The organism is Pseudomonas sp. NPDC089554, assembly GCF_050280645.1.
In the GTDB taxonomy this organism is placed as follows: Bacteria; Pseudomonadota; Gammaproteobacteria; order Pseudomonadales; family Pseudomonadaceae; genus Aquipseudomonas.
This window is the reverse complement of the sequence record NZ_JBNNVR010000004.1, coordinates 89,472-109,500: the sequence shown is the minus strand read 5'-3', so window position 1 is coordinate 109,500 and position 20,029 is coordinate 89,472. Positions and strand designations below refer to the sequence as shown.

The window sequence follows — 20,029 nt, the reverse complement described above, 5'->3', positions numbered from 1 at the left end:
TATTGTGTATTTTTTTGTTCTCCTCGTGGGGGGGGGCTTTTGGGGGGCATCCCCGCAACCTACCGTTTCCCGGCCGGCGGGTGGGGGGCGCAATTCCTGTAGGAGCGGGCTTGCCCGCGAAGAGGCCGCCACCTATTTCAAGAACTCAACATTCGACGAACGCCACCGCCAACCCGCCGCGCGAGGTCTCCTTGTAGTTGGCGTGCATGTCCGCGCCGGTGTCGCGCATGGTGCGGATCACCCGGTCGAGGGAAATGAAATGCTCGCCATCGCCACGCAGAGCCATCTGCACAGCATTGATGGCCTTCACCGCAGCAATGGCGTTGCGCTCGATGCACGGCACCTGCACCAGCCCGCCAACCGGGTCGCAGGTCAGGCCCAGGTTGTGCTCAAGGGCGATCTCGGCAGCGTTTTCCAACTGCGGCGGTGTCGCGCCAAGCACTTCGGCAAGGCCCGCTGCGGCCATCGAGCAGGCCGAGCCCACCTCGCCCTGGCAGCCCACCTCGGCGCCAGAAATGGAAGCGTTCTTCTTGCACAGGATGCCCACCGCAGCAGCCCCCAGCAGGAACTTCACCACATCGTCGTCGCAGGCGTCGGGGTTGAACTTCATGTAGTAATGCAGCACCGCCGGGATGATGCCCGCCGCGCCATTGGTAGGCGCGGTGACCATGCGCCCTCCGGCAGCATTTTCTTCGTTGACCGCCAGGGCAAACAGGTTGACCCATTCCATGGCGCTCAAGGTCGAGCCGATCACGTTAGGTTTGCCCAGCTCCTGCAAGCTGCGGTGCAGCTTGGCGGCGCGGCGCTTGACCTTGAGCCCGCCGGGCAGGATGCCCTCGTTGGCCAGGCCATTGGCGACGCACTCGCGCATCGCGGCCCAGATCTTCAGCAAGCCTTCGCGAATATCCGTTTCGCTGCGCCAGGCGCGTTCGTTGGCCATCATCAGCTGGCTGACGCTCAGGCCATGGGCTTTGCACAGCGCCAGCAGCTCGGCGCCGGAAGAAAACTCGTAAGGCAGTTCGACCTCCGAACCGCTGGACACCGGCGCATCGAGCTCGGCCTGCTCGATGATGAAACCACCGCCAATCGAGTAGTAAGTCTGCACCAGCAGGCTGCCCTGCTCGCCCATGGCCTCCAGGCTCATGGCGTTGGGGTGGTAGGCTAGGTTCTCGTTCAGCAGGCACATGTCGCGCCCGTACTGGAACGCCACCGGATGGCTACCGTCGAGCATCAGGCACTGCTCCTGCATCAGCTGGTCGATACGCGGCTCGATGCTGTGCGGGTCGATGCGGTCCGGCCACTGGCCCATCAGGCCCAGCAGGCAGGCGCGGTCGGTGGCATGGCCAATGCCGGTGGCCGAAAGCGAGCCATACAGACGAACCTCCACACGCTGCACCTGGGCCAGCACACCCCGCTCGCGCAACGCCTGGGCGAAGGTCGCGGCGGCGCGCATGGGGCCGACGGTGTGGGAGCTGGACGGGCCGATGCCAATCTTGAAGAGGTCGAAAACACTGATAGCCATGCTAATGCCTGGCCGCTACGGCAAACCTCTGCGCGAAGCGGCTCTCCTGAAAAATTGATGGAAGCTGCGAATTTGATGATACTGACGCGCTCGTCACCTGATGACCAACGAAACTTCCTACACAAGGCTTTAGCAGGACTAAACGATGAAAGGCCAACTCAACGGCCAGGTGTTCGTCTGGCTGCATGTGTTCTCCTGTGCGGCGCGGCACCTGTCGTTCACCCGCTGCGCCGAAGAACTGCACATCACTCCCGGTGCGGTCAGCCAGCAGATGCGCCAGCTCGAGGAGCGCCTGGGCTTCAAGCTGTTCCTGCGCCGCGCCCGGGGCGTGGAGTTGTCTGCCGAGGGCCAGCGCCTGGCGCAGACCGTGGCGGAGGCCTACGGCAGCATCGAGACCGAGCTGTTGCGCCTGGATGCCGGCGAGATCCGCGGCACCCTGCGCCTGCGCTCGATCCCCTCGTTCCTGGCCAAATGGCTAACCCCGCGCTTGCCGCGTTTCCAGCAGCGCTACCCGGACATCGAGCTGCGCCTGGTGGCCGAGGACAGTAAACAGGCGCTGCACGAAGGCGACTTCGACCTGGCCATCGACCTCAACGACGGCAGCTACCCCGGCATGCTCTCGACCCCCCTGCTGGACGAGCAGATCTTCCCCGTGTGCTCGCCGGCCTTGCTGCGCGGGCGCCCGCCGCTGCATGGCCCACAGGACCTGGCGCACTACCCGTTGCTGCACGACATCACCGCCTGGCGCGGCAGTTCGGAATACGCCGAGTGGGAGTTCTACCTGGAGGGCATTGGTGCGAGCGGGCTGGACGTGCGCCGTGGGCACACCTTCAACCGCAACCACCTGACCATCGAGGCGGCGATTGCCGGGGTGGGCGTGGCGATCGCCCGGCGTACCCTGCTCAACGACGAACTCGAACGCGGCACGCTGATCGTGCCGTTCGGCGTGGCGATCCCCAACCACAAGCGTTATGTGCTGCTGTACCCGCCTGGTGGGCTGACCCAGCCGGGGGCACGGGCAGTGCATGACTGGCTGGTGGAAGAAGCGCAGGCGTTCAGGGCGCTGCACCCCCTGAACCTGCCCCATTGATAGCGTAAGCACCTTGTTGTGGGTGCGACCTGGTTGTGGGAGCCGCCTTCACTGCGCCGCCGTCGTCACCGACACGCCCTTGGCCTTGTCCGGCGTTACCACCTGGCTCAAGTCGATGTGGCGGAACTCAGGCTTGGCCCCCAGGCGCGCATTGAAACGCACGTTGAAGGTAAACGGGTCCTCAGTGGGTACATCCAGCGCCCGACCATAGGTGGCTGCCACGCCCTGGGCGTCATAGCCCATCAGGCGCAGCAGCGTGGGGAAGATGTTGTAGTGGCTGGACGCATTGCGGTTCTGCGCCAGGTGCTGTTGCCAGTCCAACCCCTGCACGCCCTTGCCCTGGATCACCACCAGCGGCACCACACCTTCCTCGGGCACCGGGTCGCTGTCGCAGTGCGTGTTCAGGCCGGGGTTGCCGCGTTCGTGCAGGTCTTGTCCGTGGTCGGAGGTGTAGAGCAGCACGGCCTGGCTCATGTCGCCCTCGGCGAACAACCGGCGGAAGAACTCGCCGACGTTCCACAGCACGGTATTGCGGTAGGCATTGCGGTACAGCACCCAGTCCTGGGGCTGGCCGTCGAAGCCGTCGCGGGTGCCGGTATCGGCGATGTCGGTGTAACGCCCGCGTGGCAGGACCGGCTGATACGTCAGGAATTGGTCCGGATACTTGTCGTGCACCGGAAAATGCGCCCCGACCTTGTTGATCACGATCAGTTGCGGCGTGTCGTTCTTGAGCAACGCCACCAAGCGCTCCAGCGCGGCCATATCGCGCTCCATGACCGGTGTTTCCTCGAACTGCACGAACAGGTCGATATCGCGCTTCTCGGTCTCGGTCATGAGGTTCTGCAAGTTGCCGCCGGTGCGCTGGCTGTCGATATACACCGTGCCCATGCCCGCCGCCTTGGCGTACTGCCAGATCGACGGCAAGGTGGCGTTCATGCGCAGGTAGTCACCACGGGTGCCGCCGTAGCGCAGGGTCACGTTGGTATCGGCGCTGCAATTGGCGATGGAGGCCGCATAGCCATAGTTGACGATGTCCACGCCCGGCTGCGGCTGCGCCAGGTGGCTGGTGACGCCGGCCGGCGTGTTGATGTCCAGGTAGTTGCCCGAAATGCTCTCGTCGATCACCAGCACGATGTCACGCGCCATCGGCGCACCAGTACGCGCCAGGGTTACCGGTTGGCGTGGGCCGACACGGTCATGCAGGGCTTCGTAGCCGAACAGGCTCAGGTAGGCCAGTGGCGTGTACATTACCGGCAAGCCCCGGGCGCCCTCGCCTGCACGCACGAACAACACGCCGATCAACAGCAGCAAGGCCAGTGCCGGCGCAACCAGCGGCAGCGCCCACGGCAGGCGCGGCCAAGGCCCTGGACGCAGCCCCAGCCCCAGTAGCAACAACAAAGCCTTGGCGGCAGCCTCGGTGATTGCTACGTGGTACTGCTGCAACGCCTCCTGGATAAAACCGCCGGAATAGACCATGGACACGAACGCGCTATAGGTCAGGTAGGTCTCGGTGATGCGGATGTAGGCGTCGAAGAACAGTGCGCTGGCGGCGAACACCAGCGCCAGCGGCCAGCGTACCCAGCCCGGACGTATCCACGCCGCCATCAGTAACCCCAGCAGCAGTACGCCCGCCATCCCAAGGTAGAGCAGCAACGCGAAGCCAAGACCCAGCGCGTCTATGCGCTCCTGGTAATAGGCGTGGAAGCTCGCCAGGTAGATGAACAGCAACGCCAGCTTGATCCATCCGCGCATGATTCGCCCACTCCGGTCATGGATTTCTCCTCAAACCGTAGCAGTCTTGAAACAAATCACAAGCCGTAAAAGTCAATTTTCCGGCGATATCAGAACGCCTGAATTTGGCACTTTTGGCATACCCATCCCAAGCCTCTCTATTACGACGAGCCCTCATTATTCGCGGCCTCTGACCGTTCATCAGTTCGCAAAGCGGCCAACTGCCAGTAGCTTTGTGCGCTAACTCTCGGATTGGAAACAGGTTGATGGCCAATGGCCGTTTCGATTAGGCGCTGTAACTGCGACGCAACATGCCATTGCTTTGACGCAAACCCAGGCAGCTGAGCTATACCGAAAACACACCACTGTTTCACCTCCCTTACTCATCCATACGAGGCGAGCCGACATGGACGTGAGCGTATTTGGCACCGGTTACGTAGGACTTGTACAAGCGGCCGCCCTGGCGGATGTCGGCCACCGAGTCCTGTGCATCGACGTAGACGCCCACAAGATCAACCAGCTGCGCCAGGGCGTACCGCCCATCAGCGAGCCGGGCCTGTCGGACCTGCTGGAAGACAACATCAAGGAAGGCCGCCTGCTGTTCAGCACCCAGGCCAGCGACGCGGTAACCCACGCCGAGCTGATCTTCATCGCCGTCGGCACCCCGCCCGACGAGGACGGCTCGGCCGACCTCAGCCACGTGCTCAACGTCACCCGGCAGATCGCCGAGCTGATGACCGCCGACCGCACACTGATCATCAAGTCCACGGTGCCGGTGGGCACTGCCGACCAGGTCATGGCCCTGGCCTGCGCCGAATTGCAGCGCCTGGACAAGGGCCAGTTGCAGGTGCGCGTGGTGTCCAACCCGGAATTTCTCAAGGAAGGCAGCGCCCTGGCCGACTGCATGCGCCCGGACCGGATCATCGTCGGCACCCATGACGAAGTGGCCCACGACCAGCTTGCCGAGCTGTACGCGCCGTTCTGCCGCAACCACGAAAAACTGATGTTCATGGACAACCGCAGCGCCGAGCTGACCAAGTACGCCGCCAACGCCATGCTGGCCACGCGCATCAGCTTCATGAACGAGCTGGCCAACTTGAGCGAGCACCTGGGCGCCGACATCGAGGCGGTACGCCGCGGCATCGGCTCCGACCCGCGCATCGGCTACCACTTCATCTACCCCGGCTGCGGCTTCGGCGGCTCGTGCTTCCCCAAGGACATCAAGGCCCTGCTGCATACCGCAGAACACAGCGGCATGCCGCTGCGCCTGCTGCAAAGCGTCAATGAAGTGAACGACCAGCAGCGCCGTATCCTCTTCGCCAAGCTCAAGCAGCGCCTGGGCGGCGGCCTGAAAGGCAAGTCGATCGCCCTGTGGGGGCTGGCCTTCAAGCCCAACACCGACGACATGCGCGAAGCGCCCAGCCGCTACCTGATGGAAGCACTCTGGGCCGAGGGTGCCACGGTGCGTGCCTACGACCCCGAGGCCATGGACGAATGCCGCCGCCTGTACGGCTACCGTGACGACCTGCAACTGTGCGCCACCCGCGACGACACCCTGCAGGACGCCGATGCCCTGGTGATCTGCACCGAGTGGAAGAACTTCCGCGTGGTGGACTTCTCGCTGCTGGCCAGCAAGCTGCGCGAGCGGGTGATCGTCGATGGCCGCAACCTCTACAACCCCGAGCAAGTTGCCTCCCATGGCCTGATCTACAGCGGCATCGGCCTGCGCCAGGTCACCCCGTGTGCCGACGGCGGCCAGGTGGGCGCGCCATGAAGGTGCTGGTCACCGGCGCGGCCGGCTTCATCGGTGCCCACACCTGCCGGCGCTTGCTGCGCGAGGGGCACCAGGTGGTGGGCCTGGACAACTTCAACGACTACTACGACCCGGCCCTCAAGCACGACCGGGTGCAGTGGGTGCGCCAGTTGCCTGGCGAGTTCCAGCTGCACACCCTGGAACTGGCCGACCGCGACGCCATGGCCCGCCTGTTCGCCAGCGAGCGCCCCGAGGTAGTGGTACACCTGGCCGCCCAGGCCGGGGTGCGCTACTCGTTGCAAAACCCGCAGGCGTACCTGGACAGCAACCTGGCCGGGTTCCTCAACATCCTCGAGGGCTGCCGCCGCCACCCGGTGCAGCACCTGCTGTATGCCTCGTCCAGCTCGGTGTACGGCGCCAACCAGCGCACCCCCTACCGGGTCCAGGACGCCGTCGACCACCCGCTGTCGCTGTACGCCGCCACCAAGAAAGCCAACGAGGCCATGGCCCACAGCTACAGCCACCTGTTCGGCATCCCGTGCAGCGGTTTGCGCTTCTTCACCGTGTACGGCCCCTGGGGGCGCCCGGACATGTCGCCCATGCAGTTCGCCAAGGCGATCAGCGAGGGCCGGCCGATCCAGCTGTTCAACCATGGCCGCCACCAGCGCGACTTCACCTACATCGACGACATCGTCGAAAGCCTGGTGCGGCTGATGCCCAACCCGCCATTGGCCAACCCCGGCTGGAACCCGTTCCTTCCGGACCCGGCCAGCAGCCAGGCGCCCTGGCGCCTGTACAACATTGGCGGGCAACGCCTGGTGGAGCTGCTCGACTACCTGGCGCTGCTGGAAAAGCACCTGCAACGCAACGCGGTGATCGAGCTGCTACCGCTGCAACCGGGCGACGTGCTGGCGACCTGCGCCGATGCCAGCGCCCTGGCCCAGGTCACCGGCTTCACCCCACAGGTCTCCCTCGATGAAGGGCTCAGGCGCTTCGTCGCCTGGTTTCAACACTACTACTCGCACAGCGCCACAGACGGCCAACCCGCAAGCGAGCAGGCGGATCAACGGAGGGTGGTATGACAGGACAAGCCAAGAGCGCACAGCTACAAGCGCTGTACCAGGACAAACGCATGGACCCGGCGCACCGCCAGCGCATCGACGCGGCCATCCACATGCAGGGCCGTGGCTGGGTGACCGGCCGCGTCGGCGGGCGGCCCTGGACCCTGTCACGGACCAACCGCGTGCTGTCGTGCATCGCCGCCCTGGGCTTGCTGGCTGTGCTCTCACCGCTGTTCCTGGTGCTGGCGGTGCTGATCAAGCGCAGCAGCACAGGCCCGGTGTTCTTCGTGCAGAAACGCACCGGCTACCGGGGGCGGCTGTTCGGCATGTTCAAGTTCCGCACCATGGTCGCCAACGCCGAAGCGCTGAAGGACTCGGTGCGCCACCTGAACAAGCACGGCAGCGACTCGATCGACTTCAAGATCGACAAGGACCCGCGCATCACCTCGGTAGGCAGTTGGCTGCGGCGCAGCAGCCTGGACGAGCTGCCCAACCTGATCAACGTGGTCACCGGCGACATGCGTCTGGTCGGCCCACGCCCCACCTCGTTCAACGCCTACCGCTACAAGGACAACCACCTCGCGCGGTTGTCGATCCACCCCGGCATGACCGGCCTTTGGCAGATCTCCGGGCGCAGCAACATCGATTTTGACCAACGCGTAGAGCTTGACCTGAGCTACATCAACGAACAGAGCCTGCTGCTGGATCTGAAGATCCTGTTGAAGACCCCGTTCAAGGTTTTCACTGGCCACGGAGCAAGTTGAGATGGACGGTTCCACTTCGAGAAGCCTGAGTATCGCCACCCCAAGCGAGACCAACCTGACCGCCACTGTCCTCGACCTCGACCAGCGCACCCTGCTGCTGACCGCGGCCAACACCGGCACCGGCACCAGTACCAGCACCCTGGCCTTCGCCAGCCAGCTGGCCATGATGAGCGCAGGCAACGTGCTGGTGGTCGACGCCAGCAACGCCAGCCTTAGCCAGCAACTGGGCCTGGGCAAGCTGCGCGGCTACAGCGACCTGTTGTTCGATGACGACACCCCGCCGCTGGCCCAGGACTGCGTGGTGCACCTGAGCGACCAGCCGTTCGATGTACTCCCGGCCGGCATCTGGCGGCGCGGCCGCGAACGCCTGGACCCGGAGCGCCTGCGCATTCTGCTGAACCAGTTCGCCGCCCAGTACCGCTTCGTGGTGATCGATGGCGAGGCGATCTACGCCAGCGCCGACAGCCTGGTGATCGGCACCCTGGTCGATGGCGTGATCCTGGTGGTGTGCGCCGAGCAGACCCGCAAGGAGGTGGCCCAGGCAGCCGCCCAGCGCCTGACCCAAGCCGGTGCGCGGTTGATCGGCAGCGTGTTCAACAAGCGCAAGTACTACATGCCCAAGTGGCTGTACGACAACCTCTGAGAGGACGCACAGGATGAACGCCATGAGAGTGCCAACGATAGCCCTGTGCGTGCTGGCCCTGGCCGGCTGCGCCAGCCAGCAAAGCCGCGAGATGCCGGTGTCGATCCTCACCGCCCCCGCCGCCGAAAGCCAGGCCACCGAAGTGGCCCGCCGCGAGCAGGTGCTGCGCCCGCAGGACGTGCTGGAAGTGATCTTCCACGTCAGCAACCGCTCCGCCGGGGTGTACCGCATCCAGTCCGGCGACACCCTGGACCTGAACTTCATGGCCGCCAGCGGCCTGAACGGCCAACAGCTGGTGCAGCCCGATGGCAGCATCACCCTGCCCAGCACCAACGCCTCGGTACGCGTCGAGGGCATGAGCCCCAGTGAGGCGGAGGGCGCGATTCGCCAGGCCTACCAGGACAAGCGGGTGTTCAAGCCCAACCGCGACCAGGTCACCGTGCGCGTGCTGAGCCCGATGACCGACGAGGTCAACCTGAAGAACGCCCTGACCCACCCCGGCACCGGCATGAGCCGCGACATCACCGTGGGTAACGACGGCCGCGCGACCTTCCCGGAAATCGGCTCGATCCCGCTGCAGGGCATGACCGTCAACCAGCTGCGCGACTACCTCAACGAACGCTACGCCAGCCTGCCGGGGCGCATGAGCGTGGACGTGCTGCTCAAGTCCACCGCCGCCAACGAAATCTATGTGCTCGGCGAAGTGGGCCAGCCTGGCGCCTTCCAGATTCGCCGGCCGGTCTCGGTGCTGGAGGCCCTCACCCTGGCGCGCGGCCCGACCCTCAAGGCCAAGCTCGGCTCGGTGGTGATCATGCGCCGGCAGGGCAACGTGGTGCATGCCGTCAACTACGACGTCGACCAGGCCCTCTCCGGCGGCACCCAGAAACTTGCCTACCTGCAGCCCGAAGACATGCTGTACGTGCCCAAGACCACCCTGGCCAGCGCCGCCGAGCTGTCCCGGCAACTGGCCGATGTGGTGCTGTTCCAGGGCTTTGGCTTCAGCTTCAGCTACCGCGTCGACAACAAAGACGATGACAACTGACCGGGGACAGGACCATGACCACGCAACCGAAAGAAAACTATGTGCATGAGTTCTTCCGCATCTTCTTCGCCAACCGCCAGTTGGTGAAAAGGGTGTTCCTGATGTTCGCGATCATTGCCCTGGCACTGCCCCTGGTGCTGCGCGAAAGCTTCGATATCACCGCTGAAGTGATCGTGCAGTCCAAGAAGCTGTCGCAGAGCGACACCAGCTCTGCCCTGGCCCAGGAAGCCGACCAGTTCATCCCGCCGTCGCTGGCCGACATGGAAACCGAGAGCAACATCCTGCGCTCGCCCACCCTGATCCGCCAGACCATCGCCCAACTGCGAGAGGAAGGCCAGTACCAGAGCGAGCCGGGGCTGCTGCAACGCACAGTGCTGACCCCGCTGCGCCAGGGCGTGCTCGACCCGCTGCGCAACCTGCTGGGCAGCAAGGCCAGCGACACCCGCGACACCGAGCTGGACGCCCTCACCGACCAGGCCATCAAGGACCTCGCCGTCGAAACCCTGCCAGGCTCGAACGTCATCTCGGTGAGCTACAGCGCGCAAGACCCGAAACAGGGCACCCTGTTCGTCGCCCGCCTGCTGGACAACTTCCTGAAGAACCGCCAGGACCTGCAATCGAACGAGTTGCCCGAAGCCTTCTACGAGCAGAAGAAACTGCATTACCAAGCGCGTCTGGGCGACCTGGAGACCCAGCGCCTGGGCCTGCTGACAGCCATCGGCTCCTCTGACCCCAAGGAAGAGATCACCTTCCGCCTGAACGCAATCAACACCGAAGAGCAGGCGCTGAACCTGCAACGTGACCGCCAGTTGCAGAACCAGCAGTGGCTCGACTACCTGCGCAGCAGCCTGAGTGCTGCGAGCAAGGCGAAGATGGCCGACTACGCCTTCCCCTACACCTTCACCACCACGGTGGACAACGTCGCCTTCGAAGACCGCGAGATCAAGCAGCTCGGCGAGCAACTGACCACCCAACTGGCCCGCTACAACGGCGATGCCACGGTGTTCCAGCCCGGCGCCGAGCAGATGGTCATGGCCCGCCAGCAGATCGCCCAGTTGCGCGGGCAATTCCTGAAGATCGTCGAGAACCGCATTCGCGAGCGTCAGCAGGACCTGGCCGTGACCAAGCAGGTGATCGACCAGAAGACACAGCGCATCGCCGAGTACAAGCAGCGCATCAACCAACTGCGCGAAACCCAGAGCAAGACCCGCCAGCTCGACACCGAGATCGACGCCCTGCACAAGGCCTTCTCCACCTATGCCCAACGCTACGAGGAAAGCCGTGGCCAGGGCCTGCTCGACGGCAGCCAGTCGAACGCACGGATTCTCAGCGCGCCCTACGAACCCGCCACCGCGGCCTTCCCGAAACCTGGCCTGATCATTCCATTCGGCCTGATCACCGGCTTGCTGCTGGCGATTGCCGTGGTGTACGTGCGTGAGTTCTTCGACCACCGCTTCAAGCACCCGGCACAGGTCACCCACGAACTGGACCTGCCCGTGCTGCTGGTGATCAACGACCAGGCCCCGGCACTGGCCAACCCGCACAGGAACTGGTCGCTGCCACGCCTGGTGCATTGGGTGCGCAATTGAACGCCGCCGTACCCGCAGCCGAGCGCCCGATCCTGCACCTGCTCAGCAGCGGTGGGTTCTACGGCGCCGAGCGCATGCTTCTGGACCACTGCCAGGCCACCCCTGGCAGGCACCGGGTGCTGTTTCTCGACGCCCCGGCAGAACTGGTGATGCGCTTCCAGCAAGCGGGGGTCGACTGCCAGGCCTGCCGTGGCCTGGGCGAGCTGTTGCGGGTACTGGCGGCGCAGCGCGGCGAGCGGCCGCTGATCAACACGCACAATTTCAAGGGCCTGCTGTTCGGCTGGGTCGGTGCGACGCTGTGGCGCCTGCCGATGGTCACCACCCAGCACGGTTTCACCCCACGCAGCCGCAAGCAGCGTTTCTATACCTGGCTGAGCCTGCAACTGTGCCGCACCCCGACCGTCGACCGGGTGGTGTGCGTGGCCGAGAGCATCGCGCGCATCCACCGTGAGGCTGGGGTCCAGGCGCACAAGCTGGAGGTGATTCCCAATGGCCTTCCAGACAGCACCGAGCACACCGCTGCGCCACGCCCCGCGCACGGCGACAACGCCTGGCTCGCCGCCTACGTAGGCCGGCTGTCCAGCGAAAAAGGCCCCGACCTGTTCCTCGACACCTTGATCCCCCTGTGCCAGCGCCACCCCCAGGTGCACGCCGTGATGCTCGGCGAAGGCCCCGAGCGAGACAACTTGCAAGCCCGCATCGACGCCGCTGGCCTCGGCGAACGCATCACCCTGCCAGGCTTCCAGCGCGACATGCACAGCTGGATGACCCGTCTGAACGCCCTGGTCATCAGCTCACGCACCGAAGGCACGCCAATGATCCTGCTCGAAGCCATGCAGGAAGGCGTGCCAGTGGCCGCGTTCGGCGTCGGCGGCATTCCCGATGTGATCGAGCATGGGCGCAACGGCCTGCTGGCTACGCCCCTGGCCACCGCCGAGCTGGGCGAGCACCTGCAAGCGCTGCTGCAAGACCCGCAACAGGCCGCCGAGCTGGTCGCCCGCGCCCGCCAGACCCAACGCGAACGCTACCACCTGCCGACCCTGGCACAACACTGGGCCCGGGTGTACCTGGGCACCGCCAAGGAGGTTGTCGCATGATCATCCCACTGTCGCTGGTGAGCCTGGTGGCGCTGGTGTGCCTGGGCTTGCTGGCCAGCCCCTACCCCTACCTGGCTCCCGGCGCAGTGCTGGGCCTGGCCGGTGCGCTGCTGCTGTACCGCAAGCCGGCCTGGGGCCTGCTGGCGATTGCCGCGCTGGTGCCCATGGAAGGCCTGCTCAAGGACAACCTGGTGTCCGGCGCCAAGCTGATCGGCCTGGGCCTGGTGCTGATCCTGTCGCTGCAACTGGCCGTGCGCCAACTGCCCGGTGAGCGCCTGCGCAGCAACCAGTGGCGCTTGCTGCTGCCGTTCATGGCGCTGTACCTGCTGAGCCTGTGGACCAGCGACAACGTCGGCCTGTCGGTACTGAACCTGCGCGAGTTACTGGTAGGCCTGGTGGTGTTCGTGCTCACCCTGCTGGTGGGCCGCGACCTGAACCTGGCCCTGCTGGCGCGCCTGGTGACGGTCAGCGTATGCGTCACCTGCCTGTTCGCGATCTTCTCCACCAAGTACCAGGAGCAGGGCCGCGCCTCGGGCATGCTCGACCCCAACGCTTTCGCCCTGCTGATCACCATCGCCCTACCCCTGGGCCTATGGCTGGCGATCAAGACCCGGCAATGGCCGCTCAAGCTGTTCTGGGTCGCCTGCTGCCTGTTGCTGCTGGCCGGCATGACCAAGACCGAGTCGCGCTCAGGCCTGGTGGTGCTGATGATCAGTGCCGGGATCGTGGTGTACAACTACCGCGAGCAGTTGGCGCACATCCGCCCGCGGCACCTGGGTTTCGCCATGCTGGGCCTGGCCATCGTCCTGCCACTTGGCGCAGCGATGATGCCGGCCGGCTACGTGGACCGCATCCAGTCGCTGGTGCTGCTCAAGTCCGGGGTCAATGCGCACAAGGATGAATCCCTGGGACGGCGCTCGTCCTACCTGGTGGTGGGCAAGGACATGATCAGCGAACACCCGCTGCTCGGCGCAGGCCCCGGCACCTTCCCGCTGCACTATGCCGATACCGGTTTCTCCAAGGCCTTCGCCCCGGTCAACAGCAAGACCACCGACCTCTACCGCCGCGCGCACAACACTTACCTTGAGCTGTTCAGCGAAACCGGCGTGCCGGCGGGCTTGTTGTTCGTCGGCATGATCGCCCTGGCCCTGCGCAACTTCTGGCGTGCCCGCGCCGCCTGGCAGGCGGCTGGCGACTTGGACCGCGCCGACCTGATGACCCACCTGACCATGAGCATGCTGGCCATCGGGCTGTTCCTGATGTTCCTCAGCGCCCCCAGCCACAAGTACCTGTGGCTGATGCTGGCGCTGTCCAGCGTGCTGGTGCGCCAGGCCAGCGAGGCCCCGCGACCACAGGAGCAGCCATGAGCCGGGTCAGCATCGTCATTCCGATGTTCAACGAGGCCCGGCACATTGGCCGTACCCTCGATGCCGCGCGCCGCGCCGCCAGCAATGCGGGCCTGGCCTGCGAGCTGGTGGTGGTGGACAACGGCTCCAGCGACAACGGCCCCGCCATCGCCCGCCAGCACGGCGCCCAGGTGCTGAGCCTGCCCGGGGTGGCCATCGGCGCGCTGCGCAACCAGGGCGCCCGCGCCTGCCAGGGTGATTGGCTGGCGTTTCTCGACGCCGATATCGAAGTGCCGGAAAACTGGCTGGACCTGCTGATCGGCCTGCAACAACGTGGCGAGGGCGATGTGTTCGCCCTCGATTGCGACACCCCACGCCAGGCACCCTGGTTCGCCCATGCCTGGCAGCGCCGCACCCTGCGCGCCGGGCAGACGGTACAGGACTGCACCTGGCTGCCCACCCCCAACCTGCTGATGCGCCGCAGCTGGTTCGAGCAGGTCGGCGGTTTCGACGAGCGCCTGCGCACCGGCGAAGACAAGGACTTCACCCTGCGCCTGCACGAGGCTGGCGCGCGCCTGCGGGTGCTGCGCCAGCCCGTGGTGCTGCACTGGGGCTTCGAGATGAGCTGGCGCGAATGGCTGGGCAAAGAGATGTGGCGCCAGGGCAGTCACCTGCAACTGCTGCGCAGCCACGGCGTGAGCCTGCGCCTGCTGCGTTTCCCGATGCTCTCGGTGGGCGCCTGGGTGCTCGATTTCCTGGCGCTGTCGTCCTTGCTCGACGGTTTCCCCCATGTGGCCCTGGCGCTGTTGTTGCTCAGCGCCCTGCCCGCCCTGGCGCTGAGCCTGCGCCAGAGCCTGAAGCACCGCGACACGCTGCTGACCCTGCAACTGTGGGGCCTGCATTGGCTGCGCCTGCACCTGGCTGGCGCTGCCTTCGTCCTTAGCCTGTTCAACCGCACTGCAAGGAGGCCTGCCCGTGGCTGAGATCATCTTCTGGTCGTGTCTGTTGCTGCCGCTGTATGCCTGGCTCGGCTACCCGTTGCTGTTGACCCTCGCCGCGCCCTTGTTCACGGCACGCAAGCCAGGGCCGCTGCCGCCTCAGCGTGTGAGCGTGGTGATCGCCGCGCACAACGAAGAGCGGCATATCGAACAGAAACTGGCCAGCGTGCTAGGCCAGGACTACGCAGCCGCCGAGCTACAGGTGGTGGTGGCCAGCGACGGTTCCAGCGACCGCACCGTCGCCCTGGCCCGTGCCCTGGGCGATGCCCGGGTACAGGTGCTGGACCTGCCCCGAGTAGGCAAGGCCCAGGCGTTGAACACCGCCGTGCAGGCCTGCCAGGGCGACATCCTGGTGTTCACCGATGCCGACAACAAATGGTCCGGCAACACCCTGGGCCTGCTGCTGGCGCCCTTCGCCGACAGCGACGTGGGCGGCACCGCCGGGCACATGATCATTCCCAAGCCAGGCAAAGGCCTGAGCCTGGGCGACAGCCTGTACCGTCACTACGAAGCCTGGCTGCGCAAGGTGGAGAACCGCACCGGTTGCATGGTCTCGGCCGACGGCGCCCTGCTGGCCCTACGCCGCCCGCTGTACCAAGCGATCCCCAAGCAGGTGAACGATGACTTCTTCATCAGTACCTGCGCCCCGGCGGCCGGCATGCGTATCGTCTACGTGCCTGAAGCGGTGGTACTCGACCAGGGCGTGGACGAGGCCGACAAGCAGTTCCGCCGCCGCCAGCGGGTCACCGTCGGTGGGCTGCTGAGCCTGGCGGCGCGGCGCGAACTGCTCAACCCGGCGCGCCACGGCCTGTACGCCATCGCCCTGCTCAGCCACAAGCTGATTCGCCGCCTGGCCCCGGTGTTGCTGGTGCCGTTGCTGCTGGCCAACCTGTGGCTGGCCGCCGAGCCCGGCGTCTATCGCCTGACCCTCGCCGCCCAGTTGCTCGGCTACGCCGTGGCCATCGCCGGGCTGCTGGATGCCAGCCACCGCCTGCCCAAGCCGTTTCGCCTGGCAGCCTTCCTGCTAGTGACCCTGGCCGGCATGAGCGTGGGCCTGTGGCAGTTCCTGCGCGGGCACAGCTACAGCCAATGGAACCCTGACCAGAACCGATGAGCCAAGCCCATGCCGATCAAGACCCGTATCAAGCAGGCCAGCGGTTGGCTGTACTTCAAGTCGCCCAAGGGCCGCAGCGAACTGCGCGGTGCCGGGGTGATCCTGATGCTGCACCGGGTGCTGGCCGATGATGCCAGTGCCGCCCTGGCCCACCGCAACGAACTGTGCGTAGGCCCGCGTGCCTTCGAAGGCCTGCTGCGCTGGCTGCCCCGGCATTTCGAGTGTGTCAGCCTCATGGACCTGCTCAAGGCCCATGAAGCCCCTCGCGGCACTGCCCGCCCCAAAGTCGCGCTGACCTTCGACGACGGCTGGCGCGATAACGCGCTGAATGCCTTCCCGCTGCTGCAAAAGTACCAAGTGCCCGCGAGCATCTTCCTGTCCACCGACTACATCGGCAGCCGCCAGCGCTTCTGGTGGGAAAGCGTGGGCGAAACCCTGTGGGGCAGCCATGGCGAAGCACCCCGGCACAACCTGATCGAGCACCTGCGCAAACTCGGCCGCCCGCTGCCCGCGGCCTACTTCATGAACGACCGCCCCCAGGCCCGCAGCCTGGCCCTGGCGCGCTACCTGCAAACCCTCAAGAGCCTCAGCCCGCAAGCCTTGCACGTGCTCACCGACGCCTGCCCGGACGAATCCTTGCCACAGGCCATGAACTGGCAACAGGTGCGTGAAATGGAAGCCTCGGGCCTGGTACGTTTCGGCCCCCACGGCGCCAGCCATGCGCTGCTGCCGTTCCTCGACGACCGCCGCCTGGAAGAAGAACTGCAACGCAGCCACGCCGCCTTGCAGTATGGCTGCGAACAACCGCTGCCGGTGTACTGCTACCCCAATGGCGACCACGACGAACGCGTGCGTGCACGCCTGGCCGCGCACCGCTACCCCTATGCGCTGAGCACCCGCCCAGGCATCTGCCATGGCCACGACGACCCACTGGCCCTGCCGCGCATCGGCGTCAGCCAGCGCAACGCCAGCCGCCCCTCGTTGCTGGCCTGGCGTATCAGTCGCGGAGGCCACGCATGAGCCGCAACCAGTACCTGCGCCACCTGGCCCTGAGCATGGGCACTAAGCTTGCGATGATCGCCCTGCGCTTGCTGCGCAACGTGCTGCTGGCGCGCATCCTCGGCCCCAGCGAACGCGGCCTGTTCGCCCTGCTCAGCACCCTGCCCGACCTGATCAGCGCTGCCACCAGCGGCGGGCTGAACAGTGCTGTCGGCTACCAGGCGGCCAAACAGCGTGACATGGGCCTGCTGCTGACCCAGGTGCTGGTGTACGGCTGTCTGCTGGCGGGGCTGCTGACCCTGGTGTGCGTGTTCCTGGTCCGCGAATTCGGCGCCGACCTCGACGTCACCCTGCAACTGGGCCTGCTGGCCTGGCTGTTGTTGCTGGCGGTGCCGATGACCGTGCTCAAGAGCGGCCTGTTGACCCTGCACAACGCCAGCGGTGGCGTGGGCGCCTTCAACGTGCTGCGCCTGACCGAATCGCTGGCGCCGTTGCTGCTGTTCCTCGGACTGTTCTGGATGTGGCAGGACGAGGCCCTGGAAGCGGCGCTGATCAGCTGGCTGTGCGGTATCGCCCTGGTGCTGGTGCTGGGCTTATGGTGGCTGCGCCGCCAGCACCCACTGGCGCTGCGCTGGAGCCGCAGCGGCCAGCGTGAGCTGTTGACCTACGGCGCCAGGAGCCACCCGGACTTGCTGTTCCAGCAACTGATCCTACGCTCGGACTACCTGTTCATCGGCGCCATGCTCGGCAGCACCGCCCTGGGCCACTACGCCATGGCCAGCGCTGCCGCCGAGCTGCTGCTGATCGTCCCGGAGGCGGTGACCACGCCGCTGATGAAACGCCTGCTGCAACAGGACGCCGGCATGGACAAGCTCACCCCCTTGGCCCTGCGCCTGACCGCCACGGTGATGCTCGGCGCCTGCCTGGGGATGGCGCTGATCGGCGAATGGCTGATCGTCACCCTGTTCGGCGCCGCCTACCAGCCGGCCTACCCGGCATTGCTGGCCCTGCTGCCAGGCCTGCTGGGGTTGTGCTACGCGAGCATCCTGCGCCTGGACCTGCTGGGCAAGAACCGCCCAGGCACGGTGTCGCTGATGATGGGCGCAGGGGCGGCGTTGAACCTGGTGCTCAACGTGCTGCTGATTCCCCAATGGGGCATCGTCGGCGCGGCGGCGGCTTCGTCCATTGCCTATCTCGCGGTAACCCTGGCCATGCTGGTGCTGTACTGCCGCCTCAGCGGCACGCCACTGGGCCAGACCTTGATCGTCCTGCCCAGCGACTTCGCGCCGGTGTGGCGCCTGCTGCAACGGAGGCCAGCATGAAGCATTGGCTTGCCTGCTGGCTGCTGGCCGCGCCCTTGGCCGAGGCTGCGACCCTGGAATGGAGCGATATCCGCGACGGCAGCCTGTACCTGCGCCCCAAGATGGCAGACGAGCTACGCATTCACTGGCAGCCAGCCTGGCAGGCCGAGGCCAATGCCGAGCAGTTGTTCCTGCTCGATGGCCAGGGTCGCCTGCAAGGCGAGCGCCCGATTCCGGCCAAGGAAGTGCGCGGCGAGCAACGCTGGCCGCTCAAAGCGGACAACGGCCCCTATCGCCTGGAGATCCCCGGCTACAGCTTCCGCGCCTACCGGGTGCGCCACGCCGACAGCACCGCCGCGCTGTTCGCCCCGGCCAAGGTGCATTTCAGCGCTGAGGTCGGCCCTGGGGTGCAGTTGTACTTCCGGGTGAAAGCCGGCGAACAGGCGGTGCTGGCGGGCAAGTACCACGGCGGTGTCAGTGGCCTGGGCGCCAAGCGCCTGAGCGATGGCCGCGAGGTACAACTGACGCTCAAACCCTACCCGGCCTACTGGCGTTTCGACCAGCAGTCGCTGCCGGTGAGCAGCCGCGACGAGACCTGGCAGTTGAAACTGCAAGGCCGTGGCAAGGCGGCGTTCTGGCTCGATGGCAGCGCCAACCTGTTCGCCCAGCGCGCCGACCAGCTGGGCGATGTGGACAACGCCCCCGGCCAGGTGCGCCTGGCCCTCGAGCCCAAGGTGCTCGGCCATACCCCGCAGTTGGGCGTGGCCCTGCCCTACGTGCTGCCGCCGCCTTCGAGTTTTGCCGCCCTTGACGCCCTGAGCCCTCAGGTCGCGGGCTACTACAGCTTCATGGACGTGCTGGCGCGCAAGCCCGAATACGAAGACGCCTGGCGCCAGCTGTACCAGCAACGTTTCGGCATCACCCAGGACATCACCCTGCTGGCCGCCACCGGCCGACGCGCCGACCTTTCCGCCGACCGTACCAGCCTCGATGGCCTGAACGCCTGGCTGGCCGCCACCGCGCGCCTGGGTGGCAAAGGCCTGCACTACTTGGCCTTCGCCGACGAACCCAACCTCAACTACCGCGACTACGCCGCCTTCGAACGCTTCTTCACAACCATGGCCGCCCAGGTGCGCGCCTACCCCGGCGCCCGCGAGGCCGGGGTGCGCATCGCCATGCCGGCGTCTTCGCGCCTGCTTGGCGGGCCGTTCACCGAGCACGGCAAGGACCTGCGCGGGATCGACTGGGCGCGGCGCCTGCTCAAGGACCACGAGCGCGATATCGATGCCCTGGCCTGGCACGAATGGATGGTGCGCGACCTGCTGGCCACCCGCAGCTACCGCGACAGCGTGCGCCAAGCCGCCGAGTTGGTCGGGCTGGATGCCCAGGGGCGACCGCGCAAGGCCCTGCTGCTGGACCAGACCAACCTGTCCAGTGGCTCGAGCCTGAGCACCTACGACCAGGACACCCATTACGCAAGCCTGTGGTGGACCTCGGTGGTGATCAACGCCTCCGCCGACGGCCTGCTGGATATGCTCAATTGGTTCCACGTGGCCGACGAGCCCGAATGGCCCAAAGGCATGCTGCGGGTGCTGGGCGATAACCACTTCGAGCTAAAGCCCGTGGGCCTGGCCCAGCAGTTCATCCAGCGCCACTGGCTCAAGCAGGTGCTGGACATGGACAACAGCGCCTTCGAGGTCGATGCGCTGGCCATGGCCGAGGGCAAGCAACGCAGCCTGCTGGGGGTCAACAAGGCCGAGCGCCTGCAACAGGTCGAGCTGCGTCTTGAACAACGCTACAGCACCGCCCAGCCCCGCGACCGCCCCGGCTGTCCGCAGGGTCGGCTGGAGTTTTTTGGCCCGGACAGCCGCCCCCGCATTGCCCGCTACACCTGCCACGAGGGCCAGATCAGTTTTCAACTGCCAGGGCAAACCCTGTTCGCCCTGACCTGGAACGCGTCATGAGACGCACCTCACCTG

General features: G+C 66.0%; 16 protein-coding genes. 14 read left to right on the top strand and 2 right to left on the bottom strand.

What is annotated here, in order from left to right; translation table 11 throughout:
* Nucleotides 1–145: 145 nt before the first annotated feature.
* On the bottom strand, nt 146–1,522 hold the full coding sequence (locus ACQKPE_RS02790; RefSeq protein ID WP_427663238.1) for an L-serine ammonia-lyase: 1,377 nt from the start codon (nt 1,520–1,522) through the stop codon (nt 146–148).
* Between the two features lie 145 nt (nt 1,523–1,667).
* Between ACQKPE_RS02790 and ACQKPE_RS02785 the strand changes: the two genes are divergently transcribed.
* Nucleotides 1,668–2,612 (top strand): LysR substrate-binding domain-containing protein, encoded by a 945-nt coding sequence (locus ACQKPE_RS02785; protein ID WP_427663237.1) that lies wholly within the window; start codon nt 1,668–1,670, stop codon nt 2,610–2,612.
* Between the two features lie 48 nt (nt 2,613–2,660).
* Here ACQKPE_RS02785 and ACQKPE_RS02780 read toward each other — a convergent pair whose 3' ends face one another.
* Entirely contained in the window at nt 2,661–4,364 is a 1,704-nt protein-coding gene (locus tag ACQKPE_RS02780) for a sulfatase-like hydrolase/transferase (protein WP_427663236.1), read from the bottom strand.
* A 385-nt stretch (nt 4,365–4,749) separates the two neighbouring features.
* On the opposite strand from ACQKPE_RS02780, the gene ACQKPE_RS02775 reads away from it, so the two are divergent.
* The 13 genes from ACQKPE_RS02775 to ACQKPE_RS02715 are packed head-to-tail and all read left to right on the top strand — an operon-like array spanning nt 4,750 to nt 20,014.
* Entirely contained in the window at nt 4,750–6,117 is a 1,368-nt protein-coding gene (locus tag ACQKPE_RS02775; protein WP_427663235.1) for a UDP-glucose dehydrogenase family protein, read from the top strand.
* Nucleotides 6,114–7,178, top strand: a complete 1,065-nt coding sequence (locus tag ACQKPE_RS02770; protein ID WP_427663234.1) for an NAD-dependent epimerase — start codon at nt 6,114–6,116, stop codon at nt 7,176–7,178. The genes ACQKPE_RS02775 and ACQKPE_RS02770 overlap by 4 nt, the downstream gene beginning before the upstream one ends.
* A complete protein-coding gene (locus tag ACQKPE_RS02765; RefSeq protein ID WP_427663233.1) occupies nt 7,175–7,921 on the top strand; it encodes a sugar transferase in 747 nt (248 codons plus the stop codon). Before ACQKPE_RS02770 ends, ACQKPE_RS02765 begins: the two co-directional genes overlap by 4 nt.
* A 1-nt stretch (nt 7,922) precedes the next feature.
* The gene (locus ACQKPE_RS02760) at nt 7,923–8,564 is read left to right on the top strand and encodes a CpsD/CapB family tyrosine-protein kinase (RefSeq protein WP_427663232.1); all 642 of its coding nucleotides are present in this window, start codon (nt 7,923–7,925) and stop codon (nt 8,562–8,564) included.
* A gap of 22 nt (nt 8,565–8,586) precedes the next feature.
* A complete protein-coding gene (locus ACQKPE_RS02755) occupies nt 8,587–9,606 on the top strand; it encodes a polysaccharide biosynthesis/export family protein (protein ID WP_427663231.1) in 1,020 nt (339 codons plus the stop codon).
* Nucleotides 9,607–9,620: 14 nt separating this feature from the next.
* Nucleotides 9,621–11,195, top strand: a complete 1,575-nt coding sequence (locus ACQKPE_RS02750) for a GumC family protein (RefSeq protein ID WP_427663230.1) — start codon at nt 9,621–9,623, stop codon at nt 11,193–11,195.
* Nucleotides 11,192–12,292, top strand: a complete 1,101-nt coding sequence (locus ACQKPE_RS02745) for a glycosyltransferase family 4 protein (RefSeq protein ID WP_427663229.1) — start codon at nt 11,192–11,194, stop codon at nt 12,290–12,292. Before ACQKPE_RS02750 ends, ACQKPE_RS02745 begins: the two co-directional genes overlap by 4 nt.
* Entirely contained in the window at nt 12,289–13,659 is a 1,371-nt protein-coding gene (locus ACQKPE_RS02740; RefSeq protein WP_427663228.1) for an O-antigen ligase family protein, read from the top strand. The genes ACQKPE_RS02745 and ACQKPE_RS02740 overlap by 4 nt, the downstream gene beginning before the upstream one ends.
* Nucleotides 13,656–14,621 carry a glycosyltransferase family 2 protein gene (locus tag ACQKPE_RS02735; RefSeq protein WP_427663227.1) on the top strand — a complete coding sequence of 322 codons (966 nt, stop codon included), beginning with the start codon at nt 13,656–13,658 and terminating at the stop codon, nt 14,619–14,621. The genes ACQKPE_RS02740 and ACQKPE_RS02735 overlap by 4 nt, the downstream gene beginning before the upstream one ends.
* Nucleotides 14,614–15,750, top strand: coding sequence for a glycosyltransferase (locus ACQKPE_RS02730; RefSeq protein ID WP_427663226.1), 1,137 nt, complete (start codon nt 14,614–14,616; stop codon nt 15,748–15,750). The genes ACQKPE_RS02735 and ACQKPE_RS02730 overlap by 8 nt, the downstream gene beginning before the upstream one ends.
* Before the next feature lie 9 nt (nt 15,751–15,759).
* On the top strand, nt 15,760–16,770 hold the full coding sequence (locus tag ACQKPE_RS02725) for a polysaccharide deacetylase family protein (RefSeq protein WP_427663225.1): 1,011 nt from the start codon (nt 15,760–15,762) through the stop codon (nt 16,768–16,770).
* Nucleotides 16,767–18,071 (top strand): lipopolysaccharide biosynthesis protein, encoded by a 1,305-nt coding sequence (locus tag ACQKPE_RS02720; RefSeq protein ID WP_427663224.1) that lies wholly within the window; start codon nt 16,767–16,769, stop codon nt 18,069–18,071. Before ACQKPE_RS02725 ends, ACQKPE_RS02720 begins: the two co-directional genes overlap by 4 nt.
* A complete protein-coding gene (locus ACQKPE_RS02715) occupies nt 18,068–20,014 on the top strand; it encodes a hypothetical protein (protein WP_427663223.1) in 1,947 nt (648 codons plus the stop codon). Before ACQKPE_RS02720 ends, ACQKPE_RS02715 begins: the two co-directional genes overlap by 4 nt.
* The last annotated feature ends 15 nt before the right edge of the window (nt 20,015–20,029 follow it).

Coding starts and splice junctions, on each gene's coding strand:
- ACQKPE_RS02740 (WP_427663228.1), top strand. CDS start 12,289: ATGATCATCCCACTGTCGCTGGTGAGCCTGGTGGCGCTGGTGTGCCTG.
- ACQKPE_RS02750 (WP_427663230.1), top strand. CDS start 9,621: ATGACCACGCAACCGAAAGAAAACTATGTGCATGAGTTCTTCCGCATC.
- ACQKPE_RS02715 (WP_427663223.1), top strand. CDS start 18,068: ATGAAGCATTGGCTTGCCTGCTGGCTGCTGGCCGCGCCCTTGGCCGAG.
- ACQKPE_RS02765 (WP_427663233.1), top strand. CDS start 7,175: ATGACAGGACAAGCCAAGAGCGCACAGCTACAAGCGCTGTACCAGGAC.
- ACQKPE_RS02775 (WP_427663235.1), top strand. CDS start 4,750: ATGGACGTGAGCGTATTTGGCACCGGTTACGTAGGACTTGTACAAGCG.
- ACQKPE_RS02770 (WP_427663234.1), top strand. CDS start 6,114: ATGAAGGTGCTGGTCACCGGCGCGGCCGGCTTCATCGGTGCCCACACC.
- ACQKPE_RS02725 (WP_427663225.1), top strand. CDS start 15,760: ATGCCGATCAAGACCCGTATCAAGCAGGCCAGCGGTTGGCTGTACTTC.
- ACQKPE_RS02735 (WP_427663227.1), top strand. CDS start 13,656: ATGAGCCGGGTCAGCATCGTCATTCCGATGTTCAACGAGGCCCGGCAC.
- ACQKPE_RS02720 (WP_427663224.1), top strand. CDS start 16,767: ATGAGCCGCAACCAGTACCTGCGCCACCTGGCCCTGAGCATGGGCACT.
- ACQKPE_RS02785 (WP_427663237.1), top strand. CDS start 1,668: ATGAAAGGCCAACTCAACGGCCAGGTGTTCGTCTGGCTGCATGTGTTC.
- ACQKPE_RS02780 (WP_427663236.1), bottom strand. CDS start 4,364: ATGCGCGGATGGATCAAGCTGGCGTTGCTGTTCATCTACCTGGCGAGC.
- ACQKPE_RS02755 (WP_427663231.1), top strand. CDS start 8,587: ATGAGAGTGCCAACGATAGCCCTGTGCGTGCTGGCCCTGGCCGGCTGC.
- ACQKPE_RS02760 (WP_427663232.1), top strand. CDS start 7,923: ATGGACGGTTCCACTTCGAGAAGCCTGAGTATCGCCACCCCAAGCGAG.
- ACQKPE_RS02790 (WP_427663238.1), bottom strand. CDS start 1,522: ATGGCTATCAGTGTTTTCGACCTCTTCAAGATTGGCATCGGCCCGTCC.